The organism is Allobosea sp. TBD101, assembly GCF_059817965.1.
Map to the genome: position 1 here is coordinate 3,086,942 of NZ_CM187543.1, position 14,180 is coordinate 3,101,121.

At 67.3% G+C, this 14,180-nt stretch carries 19 protein-coding genes; 7 read left to right on the forward strand and 12 right to left on the reverse strand.

Annotated elements, in window-relative coordinates; translation table 11 throughout:
* Positions 1 to 294: 294 nt before the first annotated feature.
* The 6 genes from AC6RIC_RS15115 to AC6RIC_RS15140 all read right to left on the reverse strand — a co-directional run bounded on the left by AC6RIC_RS15115 (position 295) and on the right by AC6RIC_RS15140 (position 4,346).
* Complete coding sequence (locus AC6RIC_RS15115) at positions 295 to 543, reverse strand: hypothetical protein (RefSeq protein ID WP_454657025.1); 249 nt, start codon at positions 541 to 543, stop codon at positions 295 to 297.
* A 281-nt stretch (positions 544 to 824) separates the two neighbouring features.
* Positions 825 to 1,685 carry an energy transducer TonB family protein gene (locus AC6RIC_RS15120; protein WP_499732944.1) on the reverse strand — a complete coding sequence of 287 codons (861 nt, stop codon included), beginning with the start codon at positions 1,683 to 1,685 and terminating at the stop codon, positions 825 to 827.
* Positions 1,682 to 2,131, reverse strand: a complete 450-nt coding sequence (exbD, locus tag AC6RIC_RS15125; protein ID WP_499732945.1) for a TonB system transport protein ExbD — start codon at positions 2,129 to 2,131, stop codon at positions 1,682 to 1,684. Before exbD ends, AC6RIC_RS15120 begins: the two co-directional genes overlap by 4 nt.
* Positions 2,132 to 2,134: 3 nt before the next feature.
* On the reverse strand, positions 2,135 to 3,157 hold the full coding sequence (gene exbB, locus AC6RIC_RS15130) for a tonB-system energizer ExbB (RefSeq protein ID WP_499736610.1): 1,023 nt from the start codon (positions 3,155 to 3,157) through the stop codon (positions 2,135 to 2,137).
* Between the two features lie 312 nt (positions 3,158 to 3,469).
* Positions 3,470 to 3,820, reverse strand: coding sequence for a winged helix-turn-helix domain-containing protein (locus AC6RIC_RS15135; RefSeq protein ID WP_454657029.1), 351 nt, complete (start codon positions 3,818 to 3,820; stop codon positions 3,470 to 3,472).
* A 7-nt stretch (positions 3,821 to 3,827) separates the two neighbouring features.
* Positions 3,828 to 4,346, reverse strand: a complete 519-nt coding sequence (locus tag AC6RIC_RS15140) for a GAF domain-containing protein (RefSeq protein ID WP_499732946.1) — start codon at positions 4,344 to 4,346, stop codon at positions 3,828 to 3,830.
* A 360-nt stretch (positions 4,347 to 4,706) separates the two neighbouring features.
* Here AC6RIC_RS15140 and AC6RIC_RS15145 point away from each other — a divergent pair, with 360 nt between their 5' ends.
* Together AC6RIC_RS15145 and AC6RIC_RS15150 are read left to right on the forward strand one after the other, a co-directional pair.
* Positions 4,707 to 5,132 carry an NUDIX hydrolase gene (locus AC6RIC_RS15145; RefSeq protein ID WP_499732947.1) on the forward strand — a complete coding sequence of 142 codons (426 nt, stop codon included), beginning with the start codon at positions 4,707 to 4,709 and terminating at the stop codon, positions 5,130 to 5,132.
* Positions 5,129 to 5,920, forward strand: a complete 792-nt coding sequence (locus tag AC6RIC_RS15150) for a class I SAM-dependent methyltransferase (protein WP_499732948.1) — start codon at positions 5,129 to 5,131, stop codon at positions 5,918 to 5,920. Before AC6RIC_RS15145 ends, AC6RIC_RS15150 begins: the two co-directional genes overlap by 4 nt.
* 343 nt (positions 5,921 to 6,263) lie before the next feature.
* On the opposite strand, the gene ssb is transcribed toward AC6RIC_RS15150, so the two are convergent.
* From ssb to AC6RIC_RS15170, 4 genes are all read right to left on the reverse strand, one after another.
* The gene (gene ssb / locus AC6RIC_RS15155) at positions 6,264 to 6,818 is read right to left on the reverse strand and encodes a single-stranded DNA-binding protein (protein WP_454657033.1); all 555 of its coding nucleotides are present in this window, start codon (positions 6,816 to 6,818) and stop codon (positions 6,264 to 6,266) included.
* 145 nt (positions 6,819 to 6,963) lie between these two features.
* The gene (locus AC6RIC_RS15160) at positions 6,964 to 7,821 is read right to left on the reverse strand and encodes an ABC transporter permease (RefSeq protein WP_499732949.1); all 858 of its coding nucleotides are present in this window, start codon (positions 7,819 to 7,821) and stop codon (positions 6,964 to 6,966) included.
* Positions 7,818 to 8,810, reverse strand: coding sequence for an ABC transporter substrate-binding protein (locus AC6RIC_RS15165; protein WP_499732950.1), 993 nt, complete (start codon positions 8,808 to 8,810; stop codon positions 7,818 to 7,820). The genes AC6RIC_RS15160 and AC6RIC_RS15165 overlap by 4 nt, the downstream gene beginning before the upstream one ends.
* A 204-nt stretch (positions 8,811 to 9,014) precedes the next feature.
* A complete protein-coding gene (locus tag AC6RIC_RS15170) occupies positions 9,015 to 9,539 on the reverse strand; it encodes a phospholipase D family nuclease (RefSeq protein WP_499732951.1) in 525 nt (174 codons plus the stop codon).
* A 152-nt stretch (positions 9,540 to 9,691) separates the two neighbouring features.
* On the opposite strand from AC6RIC_RS15170, the gene rpiB reads away from it, so the two are divergent.
* Together rpiB and AC6RIC_RS15180 are read left to right on the forward strand one after the other, a co-directional pair.
* Complete coding sequence (rpiB, locus tag AC6RIC_RS15175) at positions 9,692 to 10,141, forward strand: ribose 5-phosphate isomerase B (protein WP_499732952.1); 450 nt, start codon at positions 9,692 to 9,694, stop codon at positions 10,139 to 10,141.
* Positions 10,142 to 10,225: 84 nt separating this feature from the next.
* A complete protein-coding gene (locus AC6RIC_RS15180; protein ID WP_499732953.1) occupies positions 10,226 to 10,567 on the forward strand; it encodes a hypothetical protein in 342 nt (113 codons plus the stop codon).
* A gap of 25 nt (positions 10,568 to 10,592) precedes the next feature.
* Here AC6RIC_RS15180 and argC read toward each other — a convergent pair whose 3' ends face one another.
* The gene (gene argC / locus AC6RIC_RS15185) at positions 10,593 to 11,567 is read right to left on the reverse strand and encodes an N-acetyl-gamma-glutamyl-phosphate reductase (protein WP_499732954.1); all 975 of its coding nucleotides are present in this window, start codon (positions 11,565 to 11,567) and stop codon (positions 10,593 to 10,595) included.
* Between the two features lie 347 nt (positions 11,568 to 11,914).
* Here argC and AC6RIC_RS15190 point away from each other — a divergent pair, with 347 nt between their 5' ends.
* The 3 genes from AC6RIC_RS15190 (at position 11,915) to AC6RIC_RS15200 (ending at position 13,405) form a co-directional block, all read left to right on the forward strand.
* A complete protein-coding gene (locus tag AC6RIC_RS15190; RefSeq protein WP_499732955.1) occupies positions 11,915 to 12,310 on the forward strand; it encodes a GFA family protein in 396 nt (131 codons plus the stop codon).
* Between the two features lie 23 nt (positions 12,311 to 12,333).
* On the forward strand, positions 12,334 to 13,065 hold the full coding sequence (locus tag AC6RIC_RS15195) for a hypothetical protein (RefSeq protein ID WP_499732956.1): 732 nt from the start codon (positions 12,334 to 12,336) through the stop codon (positions 13,063 to 13,065).
* A gap of 175 nt (positions 13,066 to 13,240) precedes the next feature.
* Positions 13,241 to 13,405, forward strand: a complete 165-nt coding sequence (locus tag AC6RIC_RS15200) for a hypothetical protein (RefSeq protein WP_454657044.1) — start codon at positions 13,241 to 13,243, stop codon at positions 13,403 to 13,405.
* A 102-nt stretch (positions 13,406 to 13,507) separates the two neighbouring features.
* On the opposite strand, the gene AC6RIC_RS15205 is transcribed toward AC6RIC_RS15200, so the two are convergent.
* A complete protein-coding gene (locus AC6RIC_RS15205; RefSeq protein WP_499732957.1) occupies positions 13,508 to 14,074 on the reverse strand; it encodes a biotin transporter BioY in 567 nt (188 codons plus the stop codon).
* Positions 14,075 to 14,180: the final 106 nt, after the last annotated feature.

A 14,180-nucleotide genomic window follows, 5' to 3' on the forward strand; every position in this document is an offset into this window, starting at 1 on the left:
CAGATTCCGGCGCTTGTCAATCTGCCTTTCTTGCAATGCAGCGCATCGGCAATCGATGGGCAAAGGCTCGCGCCGGCACTGAGAGAAGTCAGCCAGTCGCCTGATTTCAATAGGAAATTCTGCCGCCCAAAAATAAGTCAGCGATGCTGCCCTTTTGGCCTTGCGGGTGTGGCGCAGGCTCCCTATTTAGATTGCAGCGCAGCAGAGATGTTGCGTCGCCCTCCTTGGGCGTTTCCTCCCTAGACTTGGGCTGCGCTTCCCGCGCGGCCCTTTTTTCTTGCCGGGAGTTCGCCGCTACCAGCGCCGGCCATAGCCCCAGGGGCCGCCGAAGGAGGCGTCGAAACGGTCGAAGCGGTAGCGCCGCTCCGCCGCGCGATCGAGATCGAGCTGCAGCAGGCAGTTGGAGAATCCCTCGCTCGGTGCGCGGAAGCCGAAGGAGCGGCAGCGCTGCTCGTCCATGGCGCGATATTCGGCCTCGGTGGTGACGCAGCCGCTCAATGCGAGGGCCAGCATCGCGCCGGCTGCAAGCCTGATGATCGTCATCGCGCTTCTCCTCTCGCTCATGCCCGTCTGCGCATGGACGGCTTGGCAGTTCCCGCGCTTAGCCGAGCGGGATGGACATTGGGATATCGTGGGGCAGAACCGCCTGATTGTCATTCCGGGGCTTCGCGCAGCGAAGAACCCGGAACCCACGACCGGGCGAGCGGCTTATAGCGCGATACAGGATGCTCCACCCAGTCGTGGGTTCCGGGTTCGCGCCTGCGGCGCGCCCCGGAATGACAAAGGTGCAGCTCGAAGCCGGCGTGATCAAGGATCGAGAACCGCTAGCGCGAGAACCGGATCGGCACAGCCAGCGAGATCGCACCGCCGCCAAGCCCGTCCGGCGGGGCCGGCACGGGGCTGGCACGGCGGATCATCGAGACAGCCTCCTCGTCCAGCGCCGCGTCGCCCGAGCCGCGGACGAGCCGGGCCGAGAGCACGCGGCCGCCGCGATCGATGCTGAAGGCGACCTGGACCGTGCCGGGGCTGGCGCCGCCCGGGAAGCGCTTGAAGCGGTTGAGATGCGCCATCAGCGTGCCGCGCCAGCTCGCGGTTGCGGCCGGAGACGGCGAGGAGGCTCCCGAATTGGGAGCGGCAGCGCGCGGCGCAACCTGGTCCTGCGCCACCGGCGCGGAGGTCTGTTCGGCTTTCGGCTTGTCCGGCCGGATCGGCTTCTTTTTCTCGACGATCTTCGGTTTCGGCTTCGGCTTGGGTTTCTCCGGCGGAGGCGGTTTCGGCTGTTCCTTCGGCGGCGGCGTCAGGATCGCTGCCGCATCCGGCAGCGGCGGCAATTCGGGAATCTTGATCTCCGGCTCCGGAATCGCGACGGGCTCCGGTTCCGGCGGCGGCGGCTCGATTTCCTTGGGCTGCTCGACCGGCTCGGGCGGCGGCTCGGGCTCCGGCTGCGCCTCGGCCATCTCGGGGCCGGGCGCGACATCCTGCGGCGGTGCCTCGGGCGCGACCGCCAGCGGCGCAAGCTCGATCATGACGGCGGCGGGCGGTGCGCCCATCGCGGCCTCGGCGCGCTGCCAGTTGGCGATGACCCAGCCGGCCGTGCCATGGGCGCTCGCGACGACGAAGGCGGCGAGGCTCCAGCGCAGGGCCGCCGGCGCAAAACGGGAGATCGACGGGCGTTCCATGCTCATGGCTTCGGCCCCGCAGCAGCCCCCTGCCCGGTATCCTCGAGCCCAACCAGCGCGATCTTGAGATAGCCGGCGTTGCGCAGCAGGTTCATCACGTTCATCAGCTCGCTATAGGCGACGCTGCCGTCGGCGCGCAGGAAGACCCGCTGCTCGCGATCGCGATTGGTCTTCTGGTCGAGCGCTGCCTGCAGGGCCTCGCGCGGCACGGCGTCATTGCCGAGAGCAAGCGAGAGATCGCCCTTCACGGTCAAGAACATCGGCGTGTCCGGCCGGGGCTGCGGCTGCGCGTTCGAGACCGGCAGGTCGACCGCGACATCCACCGTCGAGAGCGGCGCCGCCACCATGAAGATGATCAGCAGGACGAGGATGACGTCGATGAAGGGCGTGACATTGATGTCGCTGACCTCGCCGAGGTCGCCGTCCTGCGGGTCCTTGAGGGAAACGCCCATGGTTCACTCCGCCGGCACGAGCGGCGCGGAGGCCGCGCTCGCCGCCGAAGCCGAGGCCGCGCGCGGGGCCGGCGCGACGGCGCGCTGGCGGCGCTCCAGATCGCGCGAGAGATGGCGCAGGATCTCGCCCGAGGCATCGGAGAGCGTGGCGCGGTAGCCGGTGATCGCGCGGGCGAAGACGTTGTAGATGATGACGGCGGGGATGGCGGCGACGAGGCCGATCGCGGTCGCCAGCAGCGCCTCGGCGATGCCCGGTGCGACGACGGCGAGATTGGTCGTCTTGGCCTGGCTGATGCCGATGAAGGAATTCATGATGCCCCAGACCGTGCCGAACAGGCCGACGAAGGGCGCGGTCGAGCCGATCGTGGCGAGCAGGCCGGTGCCGCGCGCCATCGAGCGGCCGGCGCGCGCCTCGATCCGCGAGAGCGCAATGGCGACGCGCTCCTTGATGCCCTCCTGGCCGAGATCGGCGGAGCGGCGCGTCTCGGCGAGCGCCGCCGCGAGCAACTGGCCGACGGCGCCGCGCAGCTTGCCGTTCTTGCCGGCGGCAGCGCCGGCCGCCGTGCTCAGATTGTCGGCCGCCTCGATGCGGCGCAGCGCCCGGCCGGCCGAGCGCTTGGCCGCCGCGAGCTCCATCGCCTTGGCGAGCCAGATCGTCCAGGTCACAAGAGAGGCGAAGGCGAGCCCGAGCATCACGGCCTTCACGACGATATCGGCCGCCATGAACATGCCCCAGGGCGACAGGTCATGCGGCAAGGCCGCCACCACCACCGGAGCGGCCACGGGCGTTGCCGGGCTGATGATGGGCGGATGTGCGGTGCTCGGAGGATTGATGCCGAGCTGGGGCAGAGCGGGCGGCAGGGGATTGGTCGGCGTCGTCGGCTGGCTGGGAATGGCGGGCTGAGCCTGCAGTGCCGGCGAGGCCGTGTCGGCGGGCGCCTGCGGAGCGGGCTGGCCGGGCACCTGAGCCTGGGCCACCACCACGGAGAGGCTCACCGCGACAAGAGCCAGACGGAACGCGCGCATCATCACAAATCAGCCTTCTCTGGAGGAGCACTGCTCCGGCCTTTGCCGGCTCCGCAGCTCTGCCGCCGGACACCAGGGGGCCGGCAGCTTCCTCATTGGAATCATTACAAAAAAAGCTTACAGCACCGATGCTGCATATGCGATACGCCTGTTCGAATCGGGCGGGCATGTCAAGGACAAGCGGCTCGCCGGCCATCGCTCCGGACGGGTCTTAGCCACGCGAAATCGGGCCTGCCCGCGCTCCCGGACGGCCCTCACATATCCGCTATTCGATGAATGCAGGGCGTCGCCGCCGCGACGTGTATCTGCCCGTCAGCCGCGCTCGGACCGGTCGATCTCGGCCTGCAATGCTGCGAGATGCGTGGCGGCAGCCTCAGTCGCGGCCTGCTCGACCGCGCGGAAGCGCAGGATCAGCGCTTCGCCGAGAGGGGTCAGTTGCGCCCCGCCGCCATTGCGACCGCCGACCTGACGCTCGACCACCGGCTTGCCGAAGAGCACGTTCAGCTCCTCGACCAGCTCCCAGGCGCGCCGGTAGGACATCTCCATCGCCCGGCCGGCGGCCGAGATCGAGCCATGCGTCGCGATGTTCTCGAGCAGCGCGATCTTGCCGGGGCCTATCCGGCCCTCGGGATCGAGTTGGATACGCAGGCTCAGCGAGGGCACCGCGGCCTCAGGAGGCTTTGGCGAGGGCCGCTTGCGCGCCTTCGCCGCAGGCGGCGAGCCAGATCGCCGCGATGCGCTCGATGCCGGCCTGATCGTCGGCATCGAATCGTGCCGGCGACGGGCTATCGAGATCGATGACGCCAATGACGCCGTCACGGCCATGGAGCGGCACCACCAGTTCGGAGCGCGAGGCCGCATCGCAGGCGATATGGCCGGGGAAGGCATGGACATCCTCGACCAGCATCGATTTCCCCTGCGCCACGGCCGCGCCGCAGACGCCCTTGCCGACGGGAATGCGGACGCAGGCCGGCTTGCCCTGGAACGGACCGAGCACGAGTTCGCCTGAGCGCATGATGTAGAAGCCGGCCCAGTTCAGGTCCGGCATCATCTGGAACAGCAGGGCGGAGGTGTTGGCGGCGTTGGCGATCGGGTCGCTTTCGCCGGCGAGCAGGGCTTCGAGTTGCCCGGCGAGCTCGCGATAGAAGTCCGGCTTGCTGCCGGCGGCGATGCTGCGTGCCTCGAACATGATCCTGACGCCTCGCTTGCGGTCGCTCTCGAAATCCAGCGCCGGTTCCTACCACCATCCTCCCGCCCGCGCCATCGAAGAGGCCGTATGCGGGCAGTTGCCGGAACGATCTCGAGCGATCTTGCTCTTGTCATTCCGGGGCTTCGCATCGCGAAGAACCCGGAACCCACGGCTGGGTGTGCCCTTGTCGTCGGGTGTAGGAGGCCCCACCCAGTCGTGGGTTCCGGGTTCGCGCCTGTGGCGCGCCCCGGAATGACAAGGGCGTGGTTCGCCCTTTGCGATCAACCGAGCCCAGCCCCCTTCCCCGCCCCCTGCGGATCGTGCCAATCCTCCCCGGCGCCAGCCTGAAAGGAATCGGTCTTGAGCGAGGGTCTCCAGCGAATTCGCATCGCAGCCGCCCTGCTGACTGATGCGCGCGGGCGCCTGCTCCTCGTCCGCAAGCGCGGCACCGCCTGGTTCATGCAGCCGGGCGGCAAGATCGAGCCCGGCGAACAGCCCCTCCATGCGCTCGCCCGTGAACTCCGGGAAGAGCTGGGGCTTGCCGCATCGCCCGAGGCCGCGCGCCATTGCGGGCGCTTCACGGCACCGGCGGCCAACGAGCCGGGTTTCATCGTCGAGGCCGAGCTTTTCACCTTGCCTCTCGATGGCGAGGCACTGCCCGCGGCGGAAATCGCCGAGATCGCCTGGCTCGAACCCGGCACGCCCTCCGCGCTTCCGCTCGCCCCGCTGACGCGTGATCATGCCTTGCCGCTCTGGCGCTCCCTGCTGACGGAGACATCCCGATGAACGACATGACTTCGACCCCGCGCCGGCGGGATGGCAGCGCAGGCGATGCCGATTACGGCCGCATCGGACAAGGCTACGCCTCCTATCGCCAGCCCGAGCCCGCCATCGCCGCCCTGATCGAGGCGGCGCTCGGCCCGGCCCGGCGCATCCTCAATGTCGGCGCCGGTGCCGGCTCCTATGAGCCGCGCGGCCGCGACATGACAGCGGTCGAGCCCTCGGCCTCGATGCGGGCGCAGCGCCCGGCCGATATCGTCGCTGCGATCGACGCGACGGCCGAGGCCCTGCCCTTTCCCGACGGCCATTTCGACGCGAGCATGGCGACCTTCACCGTGCATCAATGGGCGGACCTCGATGCAGGCCTGCGCGAGATGCGCCGGGTGACACGCGGGCCGGTCGCGATCCTCTCCTGCGATCCCGAGCTGGTGCAGGCCTTCTGGCTCAACCACTACGCGCCGGAGGTATTGGCGACCGAGGCGCGGCGCTATCCTTCGCTCGGCCATATCGGCACGGTGCTGGGCGGCGAAGTCGAGATCGTCGCGGTGCCGATCCCGCTCGGCTGCCGCGATGGCTTCAACGAGGCCTATTACGGCCGGCCTGAGCTTTTCCTCGATCCGGGCGCGCGCTCGGCCTGCTCGGCCTGGAGCTTCGTCGACGAGGCGCAGAACGCCGTTTCGATCGAGAAGCTGCGCCAGGATCTGGAATGCGGCGCCTGGAACGATCGCTACGGCTTCCTGCGCAACCAGCCGAGTTTCGACGGCTCGCTCAGGCTCGTCATCGCACGGCCCTGACTTGGAGATTTTGCGCTGAACCACGCCGTCATCCCGGGCTTGACCCGGGGAACCATCGATGGGCGCCATAGCTCTACGATGGATCCCGGATCGGCGCCGCTTCGCGGCTTGTCCGGGATGACGGCGTGCTTTCATGAGAAACGGCCACTCTCCGAGCCAATAGCAGAAGGGCCGGCTCTGCCCCGAGAACCGGCCCTTCAAAATCACTGGCTGAACTCGTCATCCCGGACGCAGCGAAGCGGCGATCCGGGATCCATTCCTGAGTCTTGTTCGGAAGCGTTCCGGCATGGATCCCGGGTCAAGCCCGGGATGACGGTGCGTTTCCGAGAAAAATCCCCAAACCCTAGAACGGGATATCGTCGTCGAGATGGCTGGAGGACGAGCGTCCGCCGCCACCGCCACCACCGCCCGACGACATGGCCGGCTGGCGCGAACCGCCGCCGCCCATCGCGCTGGACCGGCCGAAGGAGCCACCGCCGCCCGAGCGGTCGTCCATGTAGCCGCCGCTGCTGCCGCCGCCCTCGCCATACTCGTCCGAGCCGCCCTGGCGGCTGTCGAGGATGGTGAGCTCGCCGCGGAAGCGCTGCAGCACGATCTCGGTCGTGTATTTCTCGACGCCGGACTGGTCCTGCCATTTCCGGGTCTGAAGCTGGCCTTCGATGTAAACCTTGGAGCCCTTCTTCAGGTACTGCTCGGCCACCTTCGCCAGGTTCTCGTTGAAGATCACGACCGAATGCCACTCGGTGCGCTCCTTGCGCTCGCCGCTCTGCTTGTCGCGCCAGGTCTCGGAGGTGGCGATACGCAGATTGACGACAGGCTCGCCGCTGCCGAGGCGGCGCACTTCGGGGTCGCGCCCGAGATTGCCGACCAGAATGACCTTGTTGACGCTACCAGCCATGACAGGCTCCGTTTCCTGCGCACTTCACACAAACCGGCCTCGTGACCGGAGCCGAACCCTATCGGCCGATTGAGGCATTATCAATGATGTTCCTGTTTTGTTCAAGTGCCTTGGCCCCGGTTTTCCCCCGCTGATTCGCCGATAGTCACCGCGGCGGCTGCCGAGCTCCGAGGATCGCCTGCGCCATCCGGTCGAGCAGAACCGCGAGCAGGACGATGCCGAGCCCGCCGACAAAGCCGAGGCCGGGATCGGCCCGTTGCAGCCCGAGCAGCACGACCTCGCCGAGCCCCTTGGCGCCGATCATCGACGCCACGACGACCATGGCGAGCGCCATCATGATCGCCTGGTTCAGCCCCTGCAGGATCGTCGGCCGCGCCAGCGGCAATTCGATCAGCCAGAAGGCCTGCCGTGGCCGCAGGCCCAGAGCCCGCGAGGCCTCGACCAGCCCGGCATCGACGCCGCGCAGGCCAAGTTCGGTCAAGCGCGCGAAGGGCGGCAGCGCGTAGACCAGCGTCGCGACCAGCGCCGGTGCCCGGCCTAGCCCGAGCAACATCGCGACCGGGATCAAGTAGACGAAGCTCGGGATGGTCTGCATCAGGTCATAGAGCGGTGCGAGCACCCGGCCGAGCCGCGGCAAGCGCGCCGCCGCGACGCCAAGCGGCAGCCCCAGCAGCACGACGAACAGCACGGCGACAGTCACCAGCGCGAGCGACTGCATCGCCTCGCCCCAGACCCCCAATCCCGCGAGCGCCAGCGGCAGGGCCGCCATCGTCAGCGCAAAGCCGATCCGTCGCGTCGCAAGCCAGGCGCCGGCCGCGACCGCCAGAACGAAGGCAGGCACCGGCACATGCTGAAGCAACGTCTCGGCCAGCCGCACCGGCGCCGTCAGCACCGCACTGAATCCATCGAGCCTGTCGCCGTAGCCGGTGACGAGCGCATCGACCGCGCGGTTGACGGCGCGCTGCAGAGCCTTGCCGAATTCCGGCACCAAGGTGGTCGTCACAGACTGGCGGCGACCTTGCCGGCGACATCGGCCGGCAGCCATTTCTTCCAGATCTCGCCCTGCGTCTTCAGGAAGACGAGGGCCTGCTGCTCCGGCGTGACGCCCTTCTCGCGCGCCTCGGCCAGCATCTTCGAGGTCACGTCACTGGTCGTGCCGTAGCTCTTGAAGAAACTCGCGAGCTGCGGTGCCTTCTTGGCCAGATCGACATTGGCGCCGATCACGACCTTGCTCATCGGATAGGCAGTGGCGCGCTTGGGATTATCGCTCGCCTTGAGTTCGGCCCAGATCGTAGCGTCGAAGGGCGCTTCCTCCAGCTTGACGAGGTCATGGGCGCCGAGCAGCCAGCTCGGCCCCCAGTAATAGAACACGACCGGACGCTTGCGCTTGAGAGCGGCTTCGATCGCCGCGACCAGCGCCTCGCCCGAGCCGCCGCGCGTATTGGTGAAGTCGTCGGCGAGGCCGTAGACCGCGAGCTTCTTGGTGTTGATGCCCTCGCAGACCCAGCCGGCGACGCAATTGTAGAAGCGCCCCTTCCCCGGCTCCTCGGGGTCGGTGAACAGCGCCTTGTAGCGCTTGAGGTCCTGCACGGTCTTGAGTTCCGGCGCCTTGGCGTCTGCGCCCGAGACGAGATAGCGCGGCACGAACCAGCCCTCGCTCGCATCCGGGAAGGTGGTGCCGAGCGGCTCGACCTTGCCGGCCTCGGCCGCCTTCACCCAGGCATCGACCGGGTTGGCCATCCAGATTTCCATGACGATATCGACATCGCCGCGCGCCAGGCCATTGACCAGCGGCGCGATCACGCCCGGAACGCGCTCGACCTTGCAGCCGAAGCCGCGCTCGGCGATCGCGCTGGCTACGGCGGTGTGGAAGGCGGCGGAATCATAGTCGAGCCCAGCCATTTTCAGCGGGCGATCAAGCTCGCAGGCGATGGCGGGCGCGCCAAGGCCGAGGCCGAGCGCAAGGGTTGCTGCTCCAAGAAGGGCTTTCATGATTGTCGCTCCCCCGATCGTTCATGGCTGGCGCCCCCCGGCCGGGCGCGCACGCGGCTCGCGCTGAAACGCCGGACCGGGCAAATTGATCCGTCCGCCCCGGCCTCTTCTGACCGAGCATCGCGCAAACGGATCGGCGAGGCGATGCCCGCCCCTGTCAGCGCCCGTCAGGACCGGACAGAGAATCGCCGCACCCGGCCGGCATCACGGAGCGCGATAAGGCACGCCGCCCTCCCATCGCGACTGCCAATGCGCGAGGTACCGCGCCGCGACCTCCGGCATCTCGCGGATGACGACGACGTTCTCCGAATTCTTCGTTTCCGCCGACGGGGCGTAGTTGAACGACCCGGTCTGGACCGTGCTGCCGTCGACGATGATCGTCTTGTCGTGGTGGAGGTGGAAGCGCTCGTTCGTGCGCAGGGCCACGCCGTTGCGCGCCACGAAATCCATCGCGGCCTTGCTGGCCTTGCCCGTGTTGCGCTCCTTGTCGACGACCACGCGGACCTCGACCCCGCGCTTCTGCGCGGCGACCAGAGCCTCCGTGATGTCCGGCGCCTGGAAGGCATAGGCCAGCATCTGGATGCTGCGCCGGGCCTCGCCGATGACCTTCAGCACCAGCGTCCGCGCGGAGCCTTCCGGCGAAAAGCCGACCTCGACGCCGGGCGCGGCCCGGGCGGCGCTGGACAAGGCCAGCGCGGCCGCCAACCCGATGAAGCGGATCGTGTTCATGACGGCCTCGCTTTCATCGGCACTGCGCTTCTTTCCGGTTATCGCCCTGCCCGCCCGCGCGGCAGACCGGCATCGCCGGATTGACGGGATCATGCATGCCTGATCCAACGCGACCAAGCTCCTGATCGCCCGGTACCTGGAAGGATCTCACCGTGCCCGCCGATAACCGCGTCGTCCTCTCCAGCGATCACGCCGCCATCCCGCTCCGGCAGGCCATCGCGAAACATGTCGCGGCGCAGGGCTGGGTGGTGGTCGATATCGGCCCGGTGACGGCGGAGAGCACACCCTATCCGAAACATGGCGAAGCTGCGGCAAGGCTCGTCGCCTCCGGCGATTGCCGGCTCGGCATCATCCTGTGCGGCACCGGCCAGGGCATCATGATGGCTGCGAACAAGGTCCGGGGCATCCGCTGCGGCGTCTGCTCCGACACCTTCTCGGCCCGCATGATCCGCCAGCACAACGACGCCAACATGCTCTCGCTCGGCGCCCGCGTGGTGGGCGAAGGGCTGGCGCTGGAGATCGTGGACGCCTTCCTCGGCGCGGCGTTCGAAGGTGGCCGGCATGCGACGCGGGTGGAGATGATCGCAGCGCTGGAGAGGTAGCGCCGCGCATTTCGTCCGGCTTCGCCGATCCCGACACACCGGCCCGTCACTGGACAGGCCCCCGCGCGCGCCGCAGGATGCCTCATGCGGTTCACCAAATGGGATTACATCGCGTTCCCATTCCTCGCTGCCCTCGGCATCGGGGTGTTCTACGGGGCGATCCGCCTCGTGGGCTATTTCGGCCTCGGCGTCCTCGGTCTCGTCATCGTCTTCATCGTCATCCGCATGGACCTGGAAAAGGACGGTCCGAGCGGCGTCGATCCCTCCGTCATCGCCGAGCAGTTCAAGGCCCGCGACCGCATGTCGAGGGCCGAGAAAGCGGGTCTGTTCGCGGAGCAGCGGACGCGCCTGCAACCCCAGTTCGTCGCGCTCCTCGTCGGGACCGGCTTCGTCATCCTGGGGTTCGGGCTGCATTTCCTGCTGTAGGTCCGCGACGAGGCTGCGTGCCCCCTCACGGCCAGATCGGTGCACCGTCCAGTCCCGTGGTTTCCGGCAGGCCGCAGATCAGGTTCGCATTCTGCACCGCCTGACCGGCCGCTCCCTTGCCGAGATTGTCGACCACGCCCATCGCGATCACCAGGTTGCGCTCCGGATCGGCGGCATAGCTGACGAAGGCGAGGTTCGAGCCGGTCGCCCACTTGGTCTGCGGCGGCTTGTCGGTGACGCGGACGAACGCCCGGCCGGCGTAGAAGCGCCGGGCGGCTTCGAGGCACTGCTCGGTGCTGGCGCTGCCGCGACAGTAGATGGTGGCGAGGATGCCGCGGGTCATCGGCACGAGATGCGGCGTGAACACCAGCCCGGCCGCACTGCCGCCGCTCAACCGCTCGATCGTCCTGGCGATCTCGGGCATGTGGGTATGCCCCAGGAGACCGTAGGGGATCAGGTTCTCGTTGCTCTTGGCGTAGCCGAATTTGCTGTCGCCGCCCCGACCGGCGCCGGAGATGCCCGTCTTGACGTCGATCACGATGTTGCCGGGCTCGATCAGCTTGTCGGCGAGCAGCGGCGCCAATGCGGTCAGCGTCGCGGCAGGGAAGCAGCCGGGGTTGGCAACGCGGGTCTGCCCCTCGATCCGGGCGGGCCAGATGTCGGCGAGGCCGTAGGCCCAACCCTCGACATAGCGATGGTCGCCGCCGATATCGACGATCTTCACGCTCCCGGGCACGCGCGCCAGCGCCTCGGCCGACGCGCCGGTGGGAAGCGACGCGAACAGCACGTCGAGGTCAGGCAAAGTCGCCGGGTCCCATTTCTCGATCACCAGCTCGGCCAGCCTGGCCGGCACGCCGGGGAAACGATCGACCAATCGGCTGCCGGCGCTGCTCTCGCCGGCCGCGTAGACCAGCTCGAAAGACGGGTGGCTCGCGATCAGGCGCAGCGCTTCGCCGCCACCAAAACCGCTGATCCCGACGATGCCGACGCGAATGCTCATGGTGATGTCCTTCCAGGTTCGGGCAAAAGAAAACCCCCGGAGCCGAGGGCTGCGGAGGTTCGGGAACGCGGGCCTAAGGTCGCTTCGGGGCGTGAAGCCTAGGGAGAGGCCGTCACCACGCGGAGGGACACAGATCGACGCACAGCCCGAAGAGCCGCGGCACGAGTGCAGCGGCGTCGACGTCGATCACAAAGGTTGTGGTTCCCAAGCATGCCTGCGGACAGTGTCGCGACCCATGTTTATCGTCAAGCGGGATGTCCGCGGACGAGCCATGGCGGACGCTCTTGCTGATGTCGCAACCCCGATGCCATGCTTCCCGGCCAGACGCCTGCGGGAGTGGATCGAGGATGCACAGCGGCTCATGCCTTTGCGGGGCGGTCACCCTGACGGTGGCTGACAGTCTGCCAAGTCCCAATTTCTGCCATTGCCGCATGTGCCGCAAGCACTCGGGCCACTACTTCGCGTCCACCGATGTGCCCAGGACGGCCTTGACGATTGTCGGCGAGGAGAAACTGACATGGTTTCAATCATCGGAGAACGTCCGGCGCGGCTTCTGCTCGGCCTGCGGATCGTCCCTGTTCTGGGATCGGCCGGATCGGAGCTGGATCGCCGTGGCAATGGGGGCTTTCGACGGGCCGACAGAGACCGCTGCCAATCTGCATATCTACGTCGCCGACAAGGGTGACTACTACGAGATCGGGGATGACCTGCCGCAATACGACACCGTTCCGCCGCGCGACTGAGGTGTCGAGAACGAACAAGGGGGATGGTCTTGCGCTTCAGGACACCACAGATTCTGGCCGTTCTCGCAGTCGTTTCCGGGGTTGGCGTGGTGGGCTACGCCGCGGCAAATCCTGCTGTCGCAGCCTGCGCCATGTTGGACGTCATGCCATCGACACGCCTGGATGACGGAACCCTGGTCGCATCAGGCACTCTGGAACCCAATCAGGCTCGCGCGAGTCAGCGCCTTTTGTTGGACGCAAAAGGCAGGATTCGAGAGGTCTTTGGAGAGCCCCGATCGAAGCCGATCGTCCTGCTCTTCGATGAAGCGAGCAAGTTCGGGCGATTTCGGCTTAACGAGTACGGCAGCACGCAATTCATCGGTGCGAGGACCTGCGTTCTGATCGGCCCGAAAGGCCAGAATGTGGACGTCATCTCCCATGAGTTGATGCACGCCGAGACTGCCGATCGTATCGGGTTTTTGGCGAAGTTCACGGAGCTTCCGACATGGTTTGATGAAGGGCTCGCCATGCAGGTCGATTTCAGACCGGAGTACGACATCCCGGCAGGGGCAGCTGTAGATGGCAAGTCTGTCAGAGAGCTGCGCTCTGCTCGGTCCTTCTTCTCTTCCGATTCAGAAAATTTGACCAAAAACTACGCACTCGCAAAAATTGAGGTCGCTTCCTGGGCTCGGCGAGTGGGGTATTCGTCTGTTTATGCCCAACTTGATCGTATCAGGCAGGGGGAATCATTCGAGAGCGTCGTCGGCGCCAAGTAACGAGGGCGCCATTTGACGCGTTGCGTTGCGGCGCGGAGGCGTTTCGGCCTCCTCAATGCCTCAGATCGTGCAAGGGGCTGTTTTCCGGCCTCGAGATCATGCAAGGATTGGGCGGAAAGCGGAGCCGCTTGAAGAAGCCCGGCTCTGGTTCCGGAATCCTGCGATGGAGTTCGCCATGCTGAAACGCTATGTCGCCCTGGCCTTCATCCTGCTCGGGCCGGTCGGCTGCGTCACACAGGACAGCGTGCCCCGCGCAAGGGCCGATGGGCCGGCCTATATGCAGCCTGGCATCGGCGCCCCGGCACGCCAGACGGATTCGTTCGGAAACGCCCTGCGCTAGGCGCCGTGGACCGATCGCGGCCCGGCCCTCCCCCAAAAGTCCAATAAAAAAACCGGCAGGCCGAAGCCCGCCGGTTCATCGTCGTCAGATCGCTCGACCGTCTCAGCCGCGCGGCGCGAAGGCCTTGAGGGTTGCGGCAGCCAGCGCCGACTTCAGGATGGCACCGAGGATGAAGGGCACGGCGCCCAGCGCGATCGCCTTGGGCAGGCCGATCAGGACGGCGAGCCAGGCCACGCCGATCACCAGGCAGAGCACGTTGCCGGCGAGCATCGAAGCGAAGGCGAGGCCAACACGGCTGCCGTTCCAGCCCTGCTGCGCCAGCCAACCGGTCAGCGCCGCGGCGACGGGGAAGGCCAGCAGGTAGCCGCCGGTCGGGCCGGCGAAATAGGCCGCGCCACCCACGGCGCCGGCAAAGACGGGCAGGCCCATGGCGCCCTGCGCCAGCCAGGCGATGACGGTGACCGCGCCGAGGCGCCAGCCATAGAGCGCGCCGACCAGCGTCACCGCGAAGGTCTGCATCGTCATCGGCACCGGATACATCGGCACCTTGATCTGCGAGGACAGCGCCAGCAGCAGGCTGCCGACGATCACGGCGCCGGCCTGCCAGGCAAGCGAGCGGCTTTCCAGCCGCAGCGGGCTGAACGGGCGGCTGAGGGCAAGATCGGTCATGGTCACTCCTGGGTCGCGATCAAAATTATCTATAATTTTGATCTTTGATCTATGAGGAAGTCCATATCTCGACGGAAAAGGCAAGCGCGCCCTTCGTGCGAAACCT

Coding starts and splice junctions, on each gene's coding strand:
- AC6RIC_RS15190 (WP_499732955.1), top strand. CDS start 11,915: ATGCACAGCGGCTCATGCCTTTGCGGGGCGGTCACCCTGACGGTGGCT.
- AC6RIC_RS15205 (WP_499732957.1), bottom strand. CDS start 14,074: ATGACCGATCTTGCCCTCAGCCGCCCGTTCAGCCCGCTGCGGCTGGAA.
- exbB (WP_499736610.1), bottom strand. CDS start 3,157: ATGCGCGCGTTCCGTCTGGCTCTTGTCGCGGTGAGCCTCTCCGTGGTG.
- AC6RIC_RS15150 (WP_499732948.1), top strand. CDS start 5,129: ATGAACGACATGACTTCGACCCCGCGCCGGCGGGATGGCAGCGCAGGC.
- exbD (WP_499732945.1), bottom strand. CDS start 2,131: ATGGGCGTTTCCCTCAAGGACCCGCAGGACGGCGACCTCGGCGAGGTC.
- ssb (WP_454657033.1), bottom strand. CDS start 6,818: ATGGCTGGTAGCGTCAACAAGGTCATTCTGGTCGGCAATCTCGGGCGC.
- AC6RIC_RS15200 (WP_454657044.1), top strand. CDS start 13,241: ATGCTGAAACGCTATGTCGCCCTGGCCTTCATCCTGCTCGGGCCGGTC.
- AC6RIC_RS15195 (WP_499732956.1), top strand. CDS start 12,334: ATGGTCTTGCGCTTCAGGACACCACAGATTCTGGCCGTTCTCGCAGTC.
- argC (WP_499732954.1), bottom strand. CDS start 11,567: ATGAGCATTCGCGTCGGCATCGTCGGGATCAGCGGTTTTGGTGGCGGC.
- AC6RIC_RS15170 (WP_499732951.1), bottom strand. CDS start 9,539: ATGAACACGATCCGCTTCATCGGGTTGGCGGCCGCGCTGGCCTTGTCC.
- AC6RIC_RS15140 (WP_499732946.1), bottom strand. CDS start 4,346: ATGTTCGAGGCACGCAGCATCGCCGCCGGCAGCAAGCCGGACTTCTAT.
- AC6RIC_RS15180 (WP_499732953.1), top strand. CDS start 10,226: ATGCGGTTCACCAAATGGGATTACATCGCGTTCCCATTCCTCGCTGCC.
- AC6RIC_RS15120 (WP_499732944.1), bottom strand. CDS start 1,685: ATGAGCATGGAACGCCCGTCGATCTCCCGTTTTGCGCCGGCGGCCCTG.
- AC6RIC_RS15165 (WP_499732950.1), bottom strand. CDS start 8,810: ATGAAAGCCCTTCTTGGAGCAGCAACCCTTGCGCTCGGCCTCGGCCTT.
- AC6RIC_RS15115 (WP_454657025.1), bottom strand. CDS start 543: ATGACGATCATCAGGCTTGCAGCCGGCGCGATGCTGGCCCTCGCATTG.